The sequence below is a fragment of the Acidobacteriota bacterium genome (assembly GCA_016208495.1).
Lineage (GTDB): Bacteria > Acidobacteriota > Blastocatellia > Chloracidobacteriales > Chloracidobacteriaceae > JACQXX01.
Window position 1 is genome coordinate 35,987 of record JACQXX010000063.1, and the last position, 19,697, is coordinate 55,683.

Annotated in this window: 14 protein-coding genes; 10 read left to right on the forward strand and 4 right to left on the reverse strand. The window is 50.8% G+C overall.

The genetic code is table 11. The features are described from left to right. The first annotated feature begins 72 nt into the window (after window positions 1-72). From HY774_11665 to HY774_11675, 3 genes are all read left to right on the forward strand, one after another. Window positions 73-4,305 carry an FG-GAP repeat protein gene (locus HY774_11665; protein ID MBI4749138.1) on the forward strand — a complete coding sequence of 1,411 codons (4,233 nt, stop codon included), beginning with the start codon at window positions 73-75 and terminating at the stop codon, window positions 4,303-4,305. Window positions 4,306-4,754: 449 nt separating this feature from the next. Beyond that, the gene (locus HY774_11670; GenBank protein ID MBI4749139.1) at window positions 4,755-6,332 is read left to right on the forward strand and encodes an AAA-like domain-containing protein; all 1,578 of its coding nucleotides are present in this window, start codon (window positions 4,755-4,757) and stop codon (window positions 6,330-6,332) included. A 182-nt stretch (window positions 6,333-6,514) separates the two neighbouring features. Next, complete coding sequence (locus HY774_11675; protein MBI4749140.1) at window positions 6,515-8,458, forward strand: hypothetical protein; 1,944 nt, start codon at window positions 6,515-6,517, stop codon at window positions 8,456-8,458. A 169-nt stretch (window positions 8,459-8,627) separates the two neighbouring features. On the opposite strand, the gene HY774_11680 is transcribed toward HY774_11675, so the two are convergent. Next, on the reverse strand, window positions 8,628-9,338 hold the full coding sequence (locus HY774_11680; GenBank protein MBI4749141.1) for a polysaccharide deacetylase family protein: 711 nt from the start codon (window positions 9,336-9,338) through the stop codon (window positions 8,628-8,630). A gap of 158 nt (window positions 9,339-9,496) precedes the next feature. Between HY774_11680 and HY774_11685 the strand changes: the two genes are divergently transcribed. The 3 genes from HY774_11685 to HY774_11695 all read left to right on the forward strand — a co-directional run bounded on the left by HY774_11685 (window position 9,497) and on the right by HY774_11695 (window position 10,813). Further along, complete coding sequence (locus HY774_11685) at window positions 9,497-9,940, forward strand: hypothetical protein (GenBank protein ID MBI4749142.1); 444 nt, start codon at window positions 9,497-9,499, stop codon at window positions 9,938-9,940. Between the two features lie 76 nt (window positions 9,941-10,016). Then, window positions 10,017-10,418 (forward strand): hypothetical protein, encoded by a 402-nt coding sequence (locus HY774_11690; GenBank protein ID MBI4749143.1) that lies wholly within the window; start codon window positions 10,017-10,019, stop codon window positions 10,416-10,418. After that, window positions 10,418-10,813 (forward strand): PIN domain-containing protein, encoded by a 396-nt coding sequence (locus HY774_11695; protein ID MBI4749144.1) that lies wholly within the window; start codon window positions 10,418-10,420, stop codon window positions 10,811-10,813. Before HY774_11690 ends, HY774_11695 begins: the two co-directional genes overlap by 1 nt. 375 nt (window positions 10,814-11,188) lie before the next feature. Here the strand turns inward: HY774_11695 and HY774_11700 are convergent, their stop codons facing one another. The 3 genes from HY774_11700 to aroE all read right to left on the reverse strand — a co-directional run bounded on the left by HY774_11700 (window position 11,189) and on the right by aroE (window position 16,701). Further along, complete coding sequence (locus HY774_11700; GenBank protein ID MBI4749145.1) at window positions 11,189-12,187, reverse strand: BMP family ABC transporter substrate-binding protein; 999 nt, start codon at window positions 12,185-12,187, stop codon at window positions 11,189-11,191. Window positions 12,188-12,341: 154 nt separating this feature from the next. Then, window positions 12,342-14,837: a glycogen/starch/alpha-glucan phosphorylase gene (locus tag HY774_11705; GenBank protein MBI4749146.1), complete on the reverse strand. Its 2,496-nt coding sequence runs from the start codon at window positions 14,835-14,837 to the stop codon at window positions 12,342-12,344. Between the two features lie 289 nt (window positions 14,838-15,126). Then, entirely contained in the window at window positions 15,127-16,701 is a 1,575-nt protein-coding gene (gene aroE, locus HY774_11710) for a shikimate dehydrogenase (GenBank protein ID MBI4749147.1), read from the reverse strand. Between the two features lie 213 nt (window positions 16,702-16,914). Between aroE and HY774_11715 the strand changes: the two genes are divergently transcribed. The 4 genes from HY774_11715 (at window position 16,915) to HY774_11730 (ending at window position 19,675) form a co-directional block, all read left to right on the forward strand. Beyond that, a complete protein-coding gene (locus tag HY774_11715; protein ID MBI4749148.1) occupies window positions 16,915-17,691 on the forward strand; it encodes a class II aldolase/adducin family protein in 777 nt (258 codons plus the stop codon). A gap of 78 nt (window positions 17,692-17,769) precedes the next feature. Further along, window positions 17,770-18,093 carry a DUF962 domain-containing protein gene (locus HY774_11720; protein MBI4749149.1) on the forward strand — a complete coding sequence of 108 codons (324 nt, stop codon included), beginning with the start codon at window positions 17,770-17,772 and terminating at the stop codon, window positions 18,091-18,093. Window positions 18,094-18,104: 11 nt separating this feature from the next. Further along, on the forward strand, window positions 18,105-18,968 hold the full coding sequence (locus tag HY774_11725; protein MBI4749150.1) for an alpha/beta hydrolase: 864 nt from the start codon (window positions 18,105-18,107) through the stop codon (window positions 18,966-18,968). Between the two features lie 68 nt (window positions 18,969-19,036). Then, a complete protein-coding gene (locus HY774_11730; GenBank protein MBI4749151.1) occupies window positions 19,037-19,675 on the forward strand; it encodes a response regulator in 639 nt (212 codons plus the stop codon). Window positions 19,676-19,697: the final 22 nt, after the last annotated feature.

Consider the following 19,697-nt stretch of genomic DNA (forward strand, 5'->3'; position numbering starts at 1 on the left):
ATTGAGCCGTAGCCAGAGGTTACTCAGCGAGATTTCTTATTTTCATTTGTTTTTGTAAGGAAAATTTGTGTTATGGATATTCGTTTCCGAATTGTTTTATGCTTTTTTGGAATCATGCTTACTGCCTGGTTCCTGAATCAGGCGGTTTCAAGTAATACCGCAACTCCTTTATCAGTGGCGACACCCGCACCTGTTGGTGTGATTTCCAGTTTGCCATATCACCAACCTCTGGTTTTCAAAACTGATTTATCAAAGCCCTCATTGTCGCTAACCGCCAGAGCTTCGACTTCGACATTGGTAAAAGATCTTACCGGAGATGGCAAGGCTGATTTGATCCAACTGGTCAATGGGCAACTGTCAATTCGTCCTGGAGGTGGAGAGGCAACATTTGCTGATGCCACCCTACTTGATCTCGGTCACACGGCTTCACTTCTGGCTGTAAGCGATGCGAACGAGACTGGTAAGCCTGTGGTGCTGGTGTTACACACAATTGGTCAACTCGAAGCCTTTCAGGTTTCCTGGACATCACCTGAATCCAGGCTGCAATCCGACGTGTCATCGGTGGCTACCTTTTCAACGCTGGCTGATGGTCGCTCACTGACGGTGAGTGATGTGAATCACGACGGATATGACGACATCGTGGTTGCCTTTGACCATCAGGTGATGGTCTGGTTCGGAAGTATGGACGGATATGACCGTTCTCAGACTATCACCTTGCCCATCAATGGGTTAACTCATATCGACAAGAAAACAGGGCGATTGCTGGCATTTGACGAATTGACTCAGGTCATTCATTCCTGGAGCTGGCAAGATGACGAATTCCGGCAGGGAAGCCCCCTTCCGTTGCTGGCGAATAGGGCTGTTTTGACCACCTCTGATTTGAATTTTGATGGGTATTCTGACGTCGTGGCAGCAACTGATGACGGCCAGTTGAATCTCTGGCTGGGCGATGAAGTTGGCGAATTTACCTTCTTTCATCAATTTCCAGTCGTGCCAGGAATTACCCGAATGGAGTGCGGTCATCTCAACCTGGATGGTCTTTCTGATCTGGTGTTTGAGACGGCAACTGGTCAGTTGGGAGTGATGTGGGGTGATTCAACTGGAATGTTCAATCATCGGCAATTCCTTGAGCTGTCAGAACCGGCCCAGGATTGGGCGGTTGGCGAACTTGATGGCGATACTTTGACCGATCTTGTGCTCAATGAACCAGCCGCACTCAAAATCTTTGTTTCACAACAAAAGGCGGCGCTTTTGGTGACCACCACCGACGATGCCGGGCCTGGTTCGCTCCGGGAAGCTATTTTGGGAGCGACCGCAGCCGGTGGGGCCAATACCATTGCCTTTAACATTCCAGGTCCATCGAGCGGGCCGTTTGTGATCAAACTGGCGACGGCCTTGCCGCAGATTCCACGAGGAACGGTCATTGATGGCACCACTCAGGTGAGTAATTCAAAAGTTGACCCTAATCCAAATGGACCCGATATTTTTATTGATGCAACGACCACTGGCGTCGGTATCGGATTCAATCTGCCGAGCGGACAAAATATCATTCGGGGAATTGGAATTTTTGGCGCCAATGGTGTCGCGATTCAGATTTCAGGTGCCAGCGCCACCGGAAACCGGGTTGAAGGGTGCTATCTTGGAACGAATGCCGATGCCTCAACCGTGGCGGTTCGAGGAAACAATACCGGGATTTTGATCAATGCTGGGGCGACGAACAATACCATCGGCGGGGCATCTCTGAGTACCCGGAACATTATTTCGGGAAATTCGGGGTCCGGTGTGGTGTTAGATGGTACGGCGACCCGGTCCAATCTGGTCACCAACAACATCATTGGATTGAATCGGTTGGCAACTGCCGGCATCAGCAACGGCGGCAGTGGCGTTGTGCTTCAAAATGGTGCTTCAACCAACCAGATTGGAAATGCGAGTGGAGCAACCGGCTCCGGAAATATAATTGGGAAAAATGGAAATCATGGCATCCTGGTAACTGGGACTGGAACCGCGTCAAATGCCATTCAGGCAAACCTGATTGGCACCAATCAGTCGCGTGCCAGTTTGGGGAACACTGGCGATGGGATCCGCATCATCAGTGGCGCCACCCGAATCTTTATCGGCGGTGTGGCAGGCAATACCGGAAATACCATTGCGTTTAACACGGGGAGCGGCGTCAAAATTGGAACAGATAACGCTGATACAAACACCCAACGCAATACTATTTCTCAAAATAGCATCTTTGGAAATACTGGTCTGGGGATTGATTTGGGAAATACTGGGGCCACGGTCAATGATACGGGTGATGTGGACACTGGTCCCAATAGTCTGGTCAATAAACCGGTGATTACCAGTGTGATTGCCACGGGGACAAACCTGACCATCACGGGCACGGTGGATACTCCAAATCCTAGAGGCACCGTGGAGTTGTACGCGAACACGCTGACCAGCACCAATCCACCGACGACGACCGATCAACGGTTTTTGACCCTGGCGAACGCTGCTTCCACTTTTACGGTGACCATCAGTGTGCCGTCTGGGGCTTTTGCCGTGACGGCGATCTTTACGGATGACCAGGGAAATTCCTCGGAATTTGCCGATCTGATGTCAGTCAATTCTGGGGTGGCTGACCTCGTGGCGCAGAATTTGGTGGTTTCGCCAGCTTCAGCACCAATTGGTGGAACGATCAACGTGGGGTTTTCAATCCGCAATCAAGGGGCCGCCACGGCTGGCGCCAGTAGCGCGGCGATTGTATATTCCTCAGATGCCACAATTGATGCCAACGATCAGGTCGTGGCCAGAGTCAATGTGGCCAGTTTGGCAGCGTCGGGAACCTCAAGTTTTCCGACCAATTCAGTAACAATTCCTGCCGGCGCCGTGGTTGGATCACGATTTATCGCCGTGATTGCTGATTCCCAAAATGCGGTGACTGAAGGAAATGAAGCCAACAATACGGTTTCAATCGGATTGAATGTTTTGCTGCCGAAACCTGATTTGGCCGTGACAAATCTTTCAACTTCAACAACTTCGGGGACTCCCGGCTCGACGGTTTCGGTGAGTTTTAATGCGGCAAACCGTGGCAGCGCGGTTGCCAGTACCTCCGTTGCCCAGATCTATCTCTCGACCGATTCAACGATTACGGTCGGAGACACGCTGGTTGGAATGGCTACGATTCAGTCCGTTGCCCCAAATACCTCGCTCCCGGCAACCACCACGGTGACGATTCCTGGGACATTGACTGTGGGCAGTTATTTCCTGGGCGTGATTCTTGATCCAAACGGGCAGATTGACGAAATGGACGAAACCAACAACACTGCGTCCAGTGCATTTTCAATCACGGGACAACCTGATCTGGTGGTTGATTCGGTCACCATTTCACCGACCAGTGTCGCCCCTGGCGCTACGGTTTCAATTAACCTGATCATCCGCAACCAGGGACCGGTGGCTGCCGGGAATGCTTCACACGACATTGTCTTTTCAAACGATGCCACCATTCGGAGCGGAGAAGATGTGATCCTGGTCAGCCGGTCGGTTGGTCCATTGCCTCCAAATCAAACTGTACCCATCAGTGTCACCGTTGTGATTCCGACGAATCAAACCAGCCTGGGAATGAAGTTTATTGGTGTGATTGCCGACTCTGGAAACGCTGTGGCTGAAGTTTCGGAAACCAATAACACCGGGAGTACTGCTCTCACGCTCATTGATATCGTTGCCCCGTCTGGAAGTATCATCCGACCCAATGGCGGGGAAGCCCTTGCTGCCGGACGGGCTTTCGAGACGATTGAATGGACCGCAACCGACAATCTGAGCATTGCCAGTCAGGAACTCCGGCTTTCAACCGACGGAGGCGCTACCTTCCCAACCGTGATTATGACGGGGCTTGCGCCGGAAGTTCGAACCCTGCGCTGGGACGTTCCAGTGGGAATCAACACCAGTGCCGCCCGCGTTCAAATCGTGATCCGAGATGCGTCTGGAAATGAAGGACAGGCGAGCAGCTCAGCCAATTTTACAGTTGCGCCACCACCCGTCATTGTTCCCACGCCGAAGCTCAAAGCAACCGGAAAGCTCGTGTTTTCGGCAGTCGGTTCAAATATTGTGCCTGGAGCGAAATTGCAGGTGACCGTAAACGGAGCGGTGGAAACGTTTGATCTGGCCGTCAGCCAAAAGAACGTGATTGTGAAAAACAGTGCCCGCAGTACACCCGGAGGCCGTTCGATCCGGCAACTGCTTCCAAAAGGGACGTCTGCCACACTCGTGATTCAAAACCCAAACAATGTGACTTCAACTCCATTTGTGTTTGTAGTTCAATAATTACAAAGAGTCAGGTCGCACGGAGAAAGCTCGATCTGGTTTTGTAAAGTAATAAAAACAAGAGGCGATAGATGAGCAATCATCTATCGCCTTGTTGCATGCAATAAGGCTGGAACTCTTTATCAAAGTGTTGATGAATTTTAAGTTAATCATACCATTTTGGAATGAATTGCTTATAAATGAGCTTCGATTGGGAGCGGCGGAATGAGACTAAGTACCTTTCCATAAGTTTACTGAGAAATTGAATTTTGTAAGCGGTTGATTTTTTTCGTGTTTTTCGTGTATTTCGTGGTTAAAAATGTCTTGGAATTTTCGGTAAGGTACTTATCAAATGTGTCTCTCTGTTCCCTTGTCCAGATCAGGTATTGTTCCCTTATCCTGGCACTTATGAAGGATTCCCCTGTGGTAAGATAGTTTCCAAACTTGAAGTGAACACTATGAGGTGAGATATGAAATTCTTCAACACCGCAGGGCCGATGCAACCGGATATTCATTATGTGCTTCCACCAGTGAATCGCTTGAATCGAAATGAATTATTGTCCTTAATTGACGAGCGTAAATATTTCATCCTGCATGCCCCGCGCCAGACGGGAAAAACGAGTTGTATGCTGGCGCTGGTTGAAGAATTGAACCGGAGTGGAAAATACCGGGCGGTGTACGCCAACATCGAGGCCGCCCAGGCTCAACGCAACCAGGTGGAGCGGGCGATGCGCGTCATCATCAATGAAATCGCCCGGCAGTCAGCGTTGATACTGAATGACAAATTCCCATTGAGTCGAATGAAGAACATCCTGGAGCAGTTTGGGGCAGATGATGCCCTCACGGCATTACTCACGGAATGGAGCGCCGCCGAATCAATCCCACTGGTCCTGATTTTCGATGAAATTGATGCACTGATTGGAGATACTTTAATCTCAGTCTTACGCCAGTTGCGGGCTGGATATGCCAAACGACCAGCCGCGTTTCCCCAAACCGTGATTTTGTGCGGCGTGCGTGATGTGCGCGATTACCGGATTCATACCTCGAACCAGGAAATCATCACGGGAGGAAGTGCGTTCAACATCAAGGCAGAGTCATTGCGGTTGGAAAATTTCAGCCGGGAAGAAATCCAGGCGCTTTACGAACAGCACACCGCCGAAACGGGTCAGGTGTTTGATGACGCGATTTACCCGCTGGTGTGGGAATTGACCACCGGGCAGCCGTGGTTGGTAAATGCGCTGGCCTACGAAATTTGTTTTCGGAAAGGGCGGGGGAATGACCGAACGCAGCCGGTAACGGTTGAACTGGTCCAGGAAGCGAAGGAAAAACTCATTGAACGGCGTGACACTCATCTGGACCAGTTGACCGACAAGCTGCGCGAAGATCGGGTTCGGCGGGTGATTGCTCCGATTCTGTCTGGACTGACCAGTCCAGAAACAATTCCAAATGATGACATCAGTTATGTCTATGACCTGGGTTTAATCACGACAGAAGGTGGGCAAATCGCAATTGCCAACCGAATTTACCAGGAAGTCATTCCACGTGATTTGACCTATTCGACCCAGGTGACAATTTCCCATCAGACGGCCTGGTATATCGGTGCGGATGGTCGGTTGGAGATGAACCGGCTTCTGACGGCCTTCCAGCAATTCTTTCGGGAACATTCGGAGCATTGGGTAGAGCGGTTTGACTACAAGGAAGCCGGGCCACAGTTGTTGCTTCAGGCATTCCTCCAACGCATCGTCAACGGCGGAGGTCGAATCGAGCGGGAATATGGGCTGGGACGTCAACGGACAGATTTGCTGGTGATTTGGAATCATCCGCAGGGAATCCAGCGCGTGGTGCTCGAACTCAAGCTCCGAACCACCAGGCTTGAAACGGTGATTGAGGCGGGACTCCAGCAAACCTGGGAATACCTTGACCGCTGTGCTGGTGACGAAGGCCATCTGGTCATTTTCGACCGTGACCCAGGTAAACCCTGGGAAGAAAAGATCTTTCATCGGACTGAAACAGTTCACGGACGCACACTGGAGATTTGGGGAATGTGACGGAATAAATCAGGGTTCAGGGTTCAGGGTTCAGGGTTCCTAATCCCCCCGGATTTTGTGGGGTAAGCTCAAAAATGAGTCCAAAAGCCCTAAAAATGGCCTGTTTTGAGCTGTTTTACCTGTTACCCACAAAAACGTGGGTTAGCTAAGTCATTTGTTTTCAATTTCTTTTCGGATTGATGATGGTTTGCGCGCTTCTCTATGGATGGGTGCGCTATCAGGCCAAACGCGCCGTTGATGAATCCTCCATCGAAGCCCAGGCTGAAAATCAGGTTACAGTGACCACCACGCCGGTGACTCCGCCACGGATGGATGGCATTGGACTGTGGTTGCAACCGATGGAAAGCCGGGCGCTGGCTGAGTTTCAGGGGCGGCTCTATGTTGCAACTGCTGGCGGACTTGTCGCTTATGAGCCGTCAGGGAAGCTGGTGCGGCACTACACGGCAGCAGATGGTCTGCCCGAACACGACCTGACGTCGCTGGCGGTCTTCCAAAACAAGCTCTATCTCGGCACCCGGACTCAGGGCTTGCTGAGCTTTGACGGAACAGCGTTTACCCAATATACCATTCGCAAACCGCAGGCTCGCTCGGTGAGCGCTCTCTGTTCGACGCCACGCTATCTGCTGATTGGAACGCTTGACGCCGGGCTCTTTGATTTTGACGGACTGGTTTTTAGTCAGCGGTTTCAACCATCGAAAGGGCCGGAAATCGCCGGTGTGACTGCGATCTGGGCCGATCAGTCCCGTCTGTATGTCGGCACGCAAAAAAATGGGCTTTTTGTCTGGCGCGATGGCGAACTCCGGGTATTTGGCACGACTGACGGGTTGCCTTCGCCGAGGGTGACGGCGATTGTCTCAAGCGGTGGCGATATCCTGGTTGCAACCGATATTGGTGTGGTGCAACTGACTGATAATCCCCCGTTTCCGGTGCTTTCAAAACAGCCGAATTTGACTTCGCTGGCTGAATTTCAGGGGAAAATCTGGGGTGGACTTGTGACAGGCGGCGCGGTTGAAATTTCGCGGACGCCGACACCAGTCGAACGCGCCAGTTCGCGCTTTTTTGCCGGAGGCGTGTCGTTGGGCGGCACCAACCCAAGTCATACCGTGCTGGCCGTCGCTGACAACCATCTCTGGGCATTGACCGAAGCCGGACTGTTTCAGCTTGAACCGCAGCCCAACCAGAAAGCCTCTGAGTGGAAACGTTGGGGAAGCGTCCCCGCCGGGAAAACGCCGCTGGCTTCGCCGCATGTGATTTCACTGGCCGTTGACGAACGGGGCTTGCTCTGGATTGGATACTTTGAACGCGGTCTGGATGTTGTGTCACTGACGACTGGCGAGCGCGAGCACCATTTCCAGGATGAAGCAGTTCGGGAAATCAATTTTTTGACTTCCGACCCGGACACGGGAAGTATGCTGGCCGCTACATCAGCCGGACTGGTGGTCTATGACGCCGGATTTAAGCCGCGCCGCTATGATGAAAAATCCGCCAGTCTAATTGGTAACAATGTTGCGCAGGTGCTGCGGGTGCCGGGGTACAAAACCGGGCCTCATGTTGCTCCGTCAAGTGACGTGCCGCTGGTGCTGGCAACCGCCCGTGGTTTGACTGTCATGCAATCGGGCATCAGCCGGAGTTTGACCGCGTTTCACGGACTGGCAAGCAATTATCTCTACTGTGCGGAAATGGTTGGAGGAAAGCTCTATCTGGGCAGCCTCGGTGGTCTGATGGAACTCGACGGGCTGCGGGTGGTGCGTACCTGGAAAACAGATAATTCTAAACTGAGCGCCAACTGGATCAACGCTTTAAAAGCGGTCAATGGCACGCTCTATGTCGGAACCTATGGCGGCGGTGTGTGTGCCCTGACACCGACCGGCGACATCATTCCATTTGAAGAAACCGCCAAAATCGAAGTCAACCCAAATGCCATGGCGAGCGATGGGGAACGGCTCTACGTTGGGACGCTTGATCAGGGGCTGTTGCTTTTTGACCTGACCCGTCGTGAATGGCGGCGCTGGCGCACAGGGCTGGCTTCGCCCAATGTGACCAGTATCGCTATTCACAACGGAATTGCCTATTGCGGAACAACTGGCGGTCTGACTCAGGTTGAGGTGAAGCGATTGGTGGAATAGTTGGGTTCCGCGCTTCCGAGGTTTCTGAAGGGATGAGGGATGAAGGATGAGGGATGAAAAAAATCCCTCTTTTCATCTTGTCACTCTGTCCGGGTTTTCGAATTTATGTCCCTTTCGTCCTTTATGTCCCTTATGTCCTTTTCTTCACCAAACCCTGAACCCCGCAGTCCTATTTCACTAGATCATTCACCGTTACAAAGGTATAGCCTTGAGCCCGTAACTTTGTGATGATCGGTTCGACGGCTTCCATTGACGCTTCGCGGCCACGGTACATCACGTGGAGCAGAATGATCGAACCTGGACGAACATTCGTGGTGACGTGATTCACAATGTTCTGAACATTACCTTCAATTCCGGAGAAGCTTTCCGGCTCGACATCCCACATCAGCGTGGTGCGCCCGGTCTGGCTTAAATAGTAGGGAAGTCCAAACAGCTTCTTGCCATACGGCGGCCTGAAGAGAATTTCACCCTGGTAGCCAGCCTGACGAATCAACGCATCGGTGCGCTCAACTTCATTCCGAATAAAGTTTTGTGATTGAAGCACCATCCGGTCATGCGAAAACGAGTGGTTCGCGACTTGATGGCCAGCCGCGACGATTTTGCGACCCAGGTCCGGATACTGGGTCAGTTCCGCACCCGTCAGGCAGAAAGTCGCTTTGACTTGATTTCGAGCCAGAATGTCCAGGATTTTGTCGGTTCCGACCGGGTTTGGGCCATCGTCAAAGGTTAAGGCAACAACTTTTTGCGTGGTTTCGACGCGGGCAACGAGTTTGCCGAAGAGTTGGAAAGTCCGCGAGCGACTGAGCGTCCAAAGCGTGTAAAATGTCGTGAGAAAGAGTACCAACCCAATTCCAAGCACCAGCCATTTTCTCGACCAGATTTTGGTGCTCCAAAAAGCCTTCAATTGATTGAAAATCACTTCATTGAGTTCCTTTTTCCAGGAATGCGTCGGGTCAAATCCCAACCTATACCAAAAGATAAATCAAATTCAATTGATCCCTATCCAAACCCTGAACCCTGAACCCGAAATGGTTTCATATGCTCAAAATCAAAGACGAACGGTTACCAACGCGCTGCGACATTTGCCATCAAGCCGATCAATTCGACCCGGCAACGGGCAGTTGTCAGCGGTGTGAGGGAGTTGAACCCATTACCATCAACCGTGAAATTGCCTTTGGTCCACTGGTCGAAATTCCTGGATTTGGTCAAGCTATTCGCTGGCAAGAACCAGCCGAAGACCTGGCACTGCTCCCAATTGTCGTCAGTGCCTGTGAAATCTGTGGAACGGGTGAGTTTTTAGACGAACGAACCGGCGAATGCCTCGTTTGCGGGCAGAACTTTCGGGAAATTGATGACCCTGAGCAGGCAGTTTTAGAAACACGGGTAATGATTGTGCTTGCTCTGGCTGTAATTCTTGGACTGGTGATCCTGATTCTTCGCTTATGTCAGATCGGAATAGGTCATTCACCAGAGAACTTATGATTTGGAGAAACAGGTAAAAGCACCTATACTTGGTTGTTCTCTTGAAAGTCAATAAAATCAGGGAAAGGAACAGGTTATGGCCACAATCGTGTCTGAAATTGAAGCCTCGGACATTGCAATTTCTCAACTTGAAAAATGGATTGAGAGATTCCAAACCAAAATTGAGGTAACAGGCCGTCACGCTTCTCCCGATGAAAAAACAATCCGGGTTGATTTGAAATTGACGGTACCACAGAACACGGAACGTTCCCTTGAGGTTGGAATCATTATTGATCGGGAAACAGGAAAAATCGTCTCATCTCCGTCCAGGTCAGTGCTTGTTGCATCCCTCGTGCAATTATTTCCTCCCAGATATGCTCCAAAAACTGGAATTTCTGGAGAAAAACTGTACGGGATTTTGAAAAGTGAAAATCCACTGCCAGCCGATGAAGAACTCAAGGAAGAGTATTCGAATTACCTGATGGAGAAGTATCGTTGATGCGGATCTTACTGGACGCAAATGTGCTCTTAGATCTTTTTCTTGCACGCTCGCCCTGGGACGAAGATGCACGAATGATTTGGGATCTTCATTTATCTGGCCATGTTGAGGCTTTTGTCTGTGCCATCACGCCTGATAATCTTCATTACATAATTCGAAAAGAAAAAGCCAAACAGGTAGGTCCTGACTCTTCTCAACAACATGTATCGCTTCAGTTTGCACATCAGGTGATTTCAGATGTGGTCACAACTTTGCTGGTCGCCCCGGTTGATAAATCCGTTTTGCAAGCTGCCGTTGCTTTAAACTGGAAAGATTTTGAAGACGCCATTCACAGTGTCTGTGCAACGGAAATGGCTTTAGACGCGATTGTCACTCGCAATAAGAAGGATTTTTAGTCACCCTCTGTACAAATTTTTCAGCCAGGCGAGTTTCTGAACTTCCTGGCCAGTCAGTACCCTGAACCACCACCGAACCAATAAGTTACCTCATAAGTACCTTACCGAAAATTTCCAGACATTTTAACCACGAAAAACACGAAAAATACGAAAAAGATCAACCACTTACCAAACCCAATATCTCAGGAAACTTATGATAAGGTACTTAGGGAGTCGGATGGAAATATCATACCACCAGGGTTCAGGGTTCAGGGTTCAGGGTTCAGGGCCAGATACTCCACGTTGAGTGGTACCCGCCAGTTCCCCAGTCTTCATCTTGAGTCGGATCAGTCAACTCATCGCCGAAACCCTGAACCCTGAACCCTGAACCCGATTTCAGTGGGTAATGTTGGTGACTTTGATTTCTTGCTTGATGATTTTCTGACGGGCAGCATCCACTTCGTCAATGACTGTTTGGGGAATTAGCTTCTGATTGTATTGATCGAGGGCAAACGTAATGCCATCGTTTTGGAGTCCGTAGGAGTGAATTCCGGCTTTGAATTTCTTTTCGACGACTTCTTTGACCGTGCTGTACACGGCGACATCAACGCGTTTGACCATACTGGTCAGGATAATGCCCGGCTTCATCCAGTTTTGATTTGAATCAACGCCAATGGCAAAGTGGTTGACTTCTTCAGCCGCATCAAAGACGCCAATCCCCGAGTTTCCAGCCGCCTGAAAGACAATATCCGCCCCTTTGTCAAACTGTGCTTTGGCTAACTCTTTGCCTTTGCCGGGGTTGTTCCAGGCCGCGTCGTTGATGCCGACAAAGTTTTCATAGACTTCGCACTTTGGATTGACATAGTGGATGCCTTCTTCATACCCCTTGGCAAATTTGCGGATCAACGGAATATCCATACCGCCAACAAACCCAATCTTGTTGGTTTTGGTGGTTCGCGCGGCAATCATTCCCACCAGGAAGCAGCCTTCGTGTTCGTCAAAGACCAGGGAGGCCACGTTGGGCAGTTCAATCACTGAATCCACAATCGCAAAGTTCAAATTCGGATAGTCTTTGGCGACGCTTTCCATAATCGGTGATTGGGCAAACCCGATGCCGATGATCAGGTCATATCCACGTTCGGCAAAAGCCCGCATCGAAGGTTCAAGCGAGGTGGGTTCACCGGGTTCAACATCCCGGAGCACAATCGGGAAGTCTTTCGCCGCCCGTTTGACACCCTCCCAGGCTGCGGCATTAAACGACTTATCGTCTTTTCCGCCAATGTCAAAGACGATTCCGACCCGAATTTTCCCAGCTTCTTCCGGACTCGGGCCAGTTTTGCAAGCCAGACCTAAAAACAAAGAACTGAGTAGCACCAGGATGATCAAACGTCGCATAAAACCCCACTGAGAATGAAGAATTGAGAATGAAGAATTGAGAATGAAGAATTGAGAAAATTCTTGGTTTTTGGACGGTATTGGTTCCAAGTCACCAGTTACCAGGTAAGCACTGGATCATTTCTTCATTCTCAATTCTTCATTCTTCATTGCTTTAGAGCAGGCAGGTAGACATATCAACCGTCACCGGAGAGGCATCCCAGATTTCCTCGGCATACTGCCGGATCGTACGGTCGCTAGAGAATTTACCGACATTGGCGACGTTCAAAATCGAACGCCGGGTCCATTCTTCCTGATCGCGGTAGACTTCAGACACGCGGTCCTGGCATTCAATATAGGCAGCATAATCGGCCAGCAGCATATATTGATCGCCCGAATACAGCAGGGAATGGATGATTGGGTCAAACAGATCACGATGCAGCGGGCTGAAGTACCCGTTCTGGATCATATCCAGCACCTGTTTGAGTTCAGTATTTTGGTTGTAGTAGTCCTTTGGGTTATAGGTTTTCCGAAGTTCTCGAACTTCATCCGCCTTGAGCCCAAAAATGAACATGTTGTCTTCGCCGATTTCTTCGAGCATTTCGATGTTGGCACCATCGAGCGTACCGATGGTGAGGGCGCCATTGAGGGCAAATTTCATGTTGCCGGTGCCGGAAGCTTCAGTCCCGGCAGTTGAAATCTGTTCGGAAAGATCGGTTCCAGGAATGATTCGTTCTGCCAGCGAGACGCGGTAATTTGGCAAAAAGACGACTTTGAGCAATCCACGAACGGCTGGATCCTGATTGACGACTTCACCCACCGCATGGATCAGCTTGATAATCAGCTTGGCCATGGCATACCCCGGTGCCGCTTTGCCGCCAAAGATGACGGTTCGAGGAACATACTCCACATTGCGATTTTCACGAATCCGATTGTAAGCGGTAATGACGTGTAACACATTGAGCAACTGGCGCTTGTATTCGTGGAGCCGCTTGACCTGGGTGTCAAAAATCGAGTCCAGGCTGGTATCGCCCTTGATGAGCCCGGCCAGTCGTTTTTTGTTATGGCGTTTGACAGCCTGCCATTGCTTGCGAAATTCAGCATCTTCAGCGAATGGGATCAGTTTTTTCAAATGATCGAGGTTGGTGGTCCATTCATCGCCAATCGCATCGTTGATGAGCGCTGACAGTTTCATATTACACATCTTGAGCCAGCGACGCTGGGTAATGCCATTGGTTTTGTTGTTAAATTTCTCGGGAAACATCTGGTAGAAATCCTTAAAGAGGTCATTTTTGAGGATTTCAGTATGCAAGGCAGCCACGCCGTTGGTGCTATGGCTGCCGACAATCGCCAGATAGGCCATCCGAACATGTTTTTCACCGCCGGGCTGGGCGGGTTCTTCGATGAGTGACATGCGGGCGCATAGATTGTCGTCATTGGGATGAAGTGCCCGGACTTGCTGCAAAAACTGGTGGTTGACTTCATAAATGATTTGCAGGTGGCGGGGGAGGACTTTTCCAAGCAAGGTCACCGGCCATCGTTCCAGGGCTTCGGGCATCACCGTGTGGTTGGTGTAGCCAAACACCTGCGTGGTCATTTTCCAGGCTTTGTCCCATTCCAGATGTTCCTGATCCAGCAAAATTCGCATAAATTCGGCAATCGCAATTGCCGGATGGGTGTCATTGAGTTGGATGGCAATCTTTTCAGGTATCTGGTCAAACGTGGTATGGACTTTTTTATACCGCCGCATGATGTCTTGCAGCGTGGCCGAAACGAAGAAGTACTCCTGTTTGAGCCGCAGCTCTTTTCCAGAAACCCGGTTGTCATTGGGATAGAGCACTTTAGAGATGGTTTCAGAGTCGTTTTTGGCTTCAACCGCACCGATGTAATCACCTTCGTTAAAGTAGGTGAAGTCAAAGTCACGCGAGGCTTTGGCTGACCAGAGCCGCAGTGTGTTGACCGTATTGGTCTGGTAGCCAGGAACTGGAATGTCATAAGCCATGGCCATAACTTCGGTGGTTTCAAGCCACTCGCTCACCAGATGGCCTTTGCGGTCAACATATTGCAGCACATGACCATAAAAATTGATGGGATAGAGCACCTGTGGCCGGGGAATTTCCCAGGGGTTGCCAAATCGAAGCCAGTTGTCAGGTCGCTCAACCTGATTCCCGTTTTTGATGCGCTGATTGAAGATCCCATATTCATAGCGAATCCCATATCCGTACCCTGGCAACCCGAGGGTGGCCATTGAATCGAGAAAACAGGCCGCCAGTCGGCCCAGACCACCATTTCCAAGCCCGGCATCCCATTCCAATTCGGCCACTGATTCAAGCTCAAGGTCCATTTCTTCCAGGGCTTTCCGGCATTCATCATAGAGGCCCAGGTTGATCAGGCTATTGGTCAGGGTGCGCCCAATCAGAAACTCCATCGAAAGGTAATACACACGCTTGGAATCATGCTGGTAATAGGTATCCTGGGTTCGCAGCCAGCGTTCAATCAGGCGATCCCGAATGGTATAGCTCAGTGCCATATAGCGGTCGAGATCAGTGGTTGAAAAGCGGTCTTTGGCAAGGGTGTATTCAAGATGGTCCTGAAACGCGGTTGAGATTGCTTGAGCATCCATGCCGTGATAGAGGGCATGCACATTGAGTTCTTGCTTTGAGTTGGCCATGAGGTCACCTTTGATTGGGGGGAACAAATGTTAATCTGCACCATGCACATTGCAGGAGATCGCCGTCAGGGAGAAATTGTGGGCACTGCTGGGACGTCGGCTGCAACGACAAAGAGCAGGTGGCGAATTGAGATTGGGGCAACGCCGGGTGAATTATGAATTATGAATTATGGAATATGAAATAGGCAGATCGGTGAAGTAGATGACCTGGGGTTTGCTCTGGTAGATTGTTTTGAGGTTATCTTATTGATTTGTCAATAGTTAAGAGTTCATAATTCTAATTCATAATTCATCCTTTCTGTGCGGCGTCAAACATCAGGTCAAATGGAATCTCCTGCCCGGTCCAGGCAGCAAACTGGAGGCGAGCCTGCTCAACCAGCATTTCCAGCCCGTCCAGCGTGGCGATTCGCTGTGCCTGTGCCACCGCGAGAAGGGGTGTCAGGCGCGGGCGGTAAATCAAGTCATAGACCCAGTGCAGTCCAGAGAGTTGTTGCGGTGTCACAGGCATGGTAGCCGGGTTGGCTGTGCCATGCATTCCAATTGGGGTACAATTAACGGCGCCTTCAAACTGATGCCCGCGAAAATCTTCCAGCGAACGGCAATTGGTTCCAAATTTGTCGGCCAGCGCCTGAGCTTTTTCCTGATTGCGGGCAAAGAGCGTAACCTGTGCCTGACGCTGAACCAGCCCATACACGAGGGCGTGGGCTGATCCTCCAGCCCCAAGTACCGCCACCCGTGAACCAGCCAGTTTAAATCGTTTTTCAAGCGGAATCATGGCGCCATCCACGTCCGTGTTGTGGCCAATCAACCGGTTTCCTGCAATCAGCAATGTATTGACCGCCCCGACCGCTTCAGCGATTGTTGTCAGACTATCAAGCAACGGGATAACTGCCTGTTTATGTGGGATCGTGACACTAAATCCCATTGATTGAAATGGAACCTGACGGCTTTGAGGGTGGACAAGAAACTGGACAAAATCAGCCAGATCAGTGCTTTGGGGTTGTACCTCAAACGGAAGATAGACCCAATCGAGCCCCAAGGCTTCAAACGCGGCATTGTGCATATGCGGCGAAAGCGAGTGCCCGACCGGTTTTCCGATCAATCCGGTGACTTTGGTCGCCGTTGAGAGTCGGTGGATGTGATACACCTGACGTAAATCAGCCGCTGAAAACTGGCCTGGTGCTGACAGATTCCCATCTGGCGCGGCAGAATAGGTTACCTGACTGCCAAGCGCCGGTCCCAAAATCCGGGTTGGTGCGCCAGGTGCTCCCATTCCAATCAAAATAAACCGTTGCCTGGATTGCGCTGCCAGCAACTGAAAAGCAGTAAAGAGCGCCATCAGGTCACGAATCGAAGCTGTGCGGACCGCGAGTTTGATGGTTGCCGCTTCGCGTGGAAACCGTTGCTCAATCAATGCCGGAAGATCCTCTGGGGTATGCTCAAACTCGTGCCAGGAAGCAATAATTTTGTCCCACGGAAGCGCCGCTGCTCCCAGTTTTTCAACCAGCATTGGCACAAAATCAGCTTCAAGATCAAACTGGACATCTGGAAGCGTCAAAACCTGGTGCCAGAAAGCCAGTCGTTCATCAAGGGAAATTTCCCGCTTGCCGCCCTGTTCTTTTGGGCGAAACGTGATAATCACTGGTTTTGAGCATTCGGCCACGAGCGTTTCAACCGTCAGGCGTGACTGACCTGGGTCAAGGTCTTCCAGAAAATCAAGCCGGAGTTCAATCCAGTCGGCATTCGGTTGAGCCTGGGCAATCGCCTGTCTTGCATCGCCAAGGGTTGGGGAGAGAATCGGGGTGCAGATTCGGGTTCCGGGTTCCGGGTTCCGGGTTCCGGGGTTAAAAGATGAAAAGGACATAAAGGACATAAAGGACATAAGTTCGAAAACCCGGAACCCTGACAAGGTGACAAGGTGACAAGGTGACAAGGTGATTTTTTTCAGCCCTTATCTCTTAAAGGACCTGGAACCCGGAACCGCAATTTCCTGATAGTGTGAGACAGTAGTTTTGTAGATAATGTGCCACACACTCCACGACATCTACTTCACCACATCCAGGAAGGGAATTTCGCTATGCAGACTGCTCCGCACGCTACTCCAAAATCCGTTCGTGAACAGGTATCAGCCGAAGAATGGCAGATTCGGGTTGATCTGGCCGCCTGCTACCGACTGGTGGCCCACTATCGCTGGGATGACCTCATCTTTACACACATTTCCGCCCGTGTTCCAGGTGCCGACCACCATTTCCTGATCAATCCCTATGGCATGATGTTTGACGAAATCACGGCCTCCAGCCTGGTTAAAGTTGACATCAATGGAAATATCGTCATGGAAACGCCATATCCGATTAACCCGGCGGGATTTACCATTCATAGCGCTGTCCATGCCGCCCGCGAAGACGCCCGGTGTGTTTTACACGTCCACAGCTTGAATGGCGTCGCCGTGTCAGCCCAGAAAAACGGCTTGCTTCCGCTCTCGCAACAATCGCTGTTTGTGCTTTCAAGCCTTGGCTACCACAACTATGAAGGTGTGGCGCTTAACGAAGGGGAAAAACCCCGGTTGGTAGCGGATCTTGGGGAAAATAAATTCCTGATCCTGCGCAACCATGGCCTGTTGACCTGTGCTGAAACGATTGCCGATGCCTTTTTATATATGTACTTGATGGAAAGCGCCTGCACGATTCAGGTCCGTGCCCAGTCGGGAGGCGGCGAATTGATTCCCGTGCCGACGCCAATTTTGCAGGGAATCCAGGCTCAAGCCAAAGTCGTGACTAAAAGTGTTGGCGGTGCCCTGGCCTGGCCTGGGTTGTTGCGCAAACTTGATCGGATTGATCCATCATTTCGAGAGTAACTATCGGAAAAGTTTAGAGTTCCGCCTTCAGGCAGGTATTGAATTGGAATTCTGATCGTGAACGACGAAGGAGAAATTATGTCAGCGATTGCACCAGCGACGGTTCGCTACCAGAGTTTTCGAGAGTTTTATCCTTTTTATTTAGGCGAACATTCAAACCTGACCTGCCGGCGACTGCATTTTATTGGGAGTTGCCTGGTGCTGGTCCTGCTCGGCATTACGATTGCCACGCGAAACCCGTGGCTGTTGCTGGCGGTACCGGTGTGCGGCTACGGGTTTGCCTGGGTTGGGCATTTCTTTTTTGAAAAGAATCGCCCGGCGACTTTTACCTATCCAGTGTACAGTTTGATTGGTGACTGGGTGATGTTTGGGCAGATTCTGACCGGAAAGATTCCCTTTTGATGTGAGGTGTGATGACCTATCAGACTGTTTGTGCCAATGGTATCAACTTTGCTTTTCTGGAAGCAGGGAAGGGGCCGACGGTGCTCTTGCTCCACGGGTTTCCGGACATTGCCGAGACCTGGGACTATCAAATCCCGGAACTGGTACAGGCCGGGTTTCGAGTCGTGGCCCCGTACCTGCGCGGCTATCCGCCAACTGAAATTCCTCAAGCCGGGTACTATGACCGGGCGACCCTGGTGCTGGACATCAAAGAATTGATCCTGGCCGTCGGGAATGGCGAACCGGTCTTTCTGGTGGGGCAGGACTGGGGTGCCGCGATTGCCTACGGTGTGATCGCGGCCTTTCCCGAACTCATCCGCCGGGCAGTGGTGATGGCAATTCCACATCCAGCCATGATTTTGCAAAGTCTGGCCAATCCTGAACAGGTGCATCGGGCTTTTCACTGGTGGTTTTTTCAGTTGCCCGATTTGCCTGAAAAATCAGTTGCCGCCAACAATTTTGCCTTTATTGATTACCTGTGGAAGTACTGGTCTCCTGGTCACGACGATGCCGACCATATCCGCCAGATTAAAACCATGCTTTCAGTTCCCGGCGTCATCTCATCAACCATTGGCTATTATCGGGCGATGTTAAATCCTGTGAACCAGGACCCGGCACTGGCTGAAATTCGGAAGGCACTTGAAAACCCAATCCAGGTTCCAACGCTGGCCATTTGCGGCTCAAAGGATATTCGCGGAGAAGTTCTGGAAGCCCAATCGGTCTTTTTCAAGGGCGAGTACCAGTCAGCTATCATTCCCGACTGTGGGCATTTTTTGCACCGTGAACAACCAGCCCAGGTCACCCGCCTGATCCTGAACTGGATTTCACAAACCTGAGCCTCACAATGTTTATTCTGGTAAGGTGACCTTCATCCAAATATTCTAACTGCATTTCTTCAATACCTATGAAACTTGCGAAAGCCCCAACTTCCGAAACACCTCTACCTCATCTCAATATTTTGGTGTTGGACGATGACCTTGATTTCTGCCAGTACCTGGGGAATTTGCTGACGGATGACGGTCATCAGGTGCGGACGGCAAACGATCCGGATGCCTTCTGGCCGCTTGTTTCAAAACATCCGCCAGACCTGGTGTTGCTGGATATGAAAATGGGTGCCGTGCGAGGCGAAGAAATCCTGGCTGAACTGCTCCGGCGCGATCCTGAGTTGTGTGTGATTGTGGTAACAGGATTCCCAGATCTGGCCACCATGCGCGCCACATTTCAACTGGGTGTCTTTGACTATATTGCCAAGCCCTTTTCTTTGAGGCAGTTACGTGAATCAATCCAGCGTGCGGTTGATGTGAAGGGACTTGGGAAAAATCCCTTAATCCTGTTGCGGGAACGATTGGGTCACCGGATCAAAATCCTGCGGGCTGAACGGCGGTGGGGGCTCAAAGATCTGGCTGAACACAGTGGGATCAGTATTTCCCAGTTGAGTTCGATTGAACGTGGCGTTCATCTCCCCAGCGTAGACGCGCTCTATGCCATTTCCAAAGCCTTCAATAAGAAGATTTCAGTGTTGTTGGGGGAAATTGATTTTTAGGACGAGGTGCTTACCAGGCACT

Coding starts and splice junctions, on each gene's coding strand:
- HY774_11665 (MBI4749138.1), top strand. CDS start 73: ATGGATATTCGTTTCCGAATTGTTTTATGCTTTTTTGGAATCATGCTT.
- HY774_11670 (MBI4749139.1), top strand. CDS start 4,755: ATGAAATTCTTCAACACCGCAGGGCCGATGCAACCGGATATTCATTAT.
- HY774_11675 (MBI4749140.1), top strand. CDS start 6,515: ATGGTTTGCGCGCTTCTCTATGGATGGGTGCGCTATCAGGCCAAACGC.
- HY774_11685 (MBI4749142.1), top strand. CDS start 9,497: ATGCTCAAAATCAAAGACGAACGGTTACCAACGCGCTGCGACATTTGC.
- HY774_11690 (MBI4749143.1), top strand. CDS start 10,017: ATGGCCACAATCGTGTCTGAAATTGAAGCCTCGGACATTGCAATTTCT.
- HY774_11695 (MBI4749144.1), top strand. CDS start 10,418: ATGCGGATCTTACTGGACGCAAATGTGCTCTTAGATCTTTTTCTTGCA.
- HY774_11700 (MBI4749145.1), bottom strand. CDS start 12,187: ATGCGACGTTTGATCATCCTGGTGCTACTCAGTTCTTTGTTTTTAGGT.
- HY774_11705 (MBI4749146.1), bottom strand. CDS start 14,837: ATGGCCAACTCAAAGCAAGAACTCAATGTGCATGCCCTCTATCACGGC.
- aroE (MBI4749147.1), bottom strand. CDS start 16,701: ATGTCCTTTTCATCTTTTAACCCCGGAACCCGGAACCCGGAACCCGGA.
- HY774_11715 (MBI4749148.1), top strand. CDS start 16,915: ATGCAGACTGCTCCGCACGCTACTCCAAAATCCGTTCGTGAACAGGTA.
- HY774_11720 (MBI4749149.1), top strand. CDS start 17,770: ATGTCAGCGATTGCACCAGCGACGGTTCGCTACCAGAGTTTTCGAGAG.
- HY774_11725 (MBI4749150.1), top strand. CDS start 18,105: ATGACCTATCAGACTGTTTGTGCCAATGGTATCAACTTTGCTTTTCTG.
- HY774_11730 (MBI4749151.1), top strand. CDS start 19,037: ATGAAACTTGCGAAAGCCCCAACTTCCGAAACACCTCTACCTCATCTC.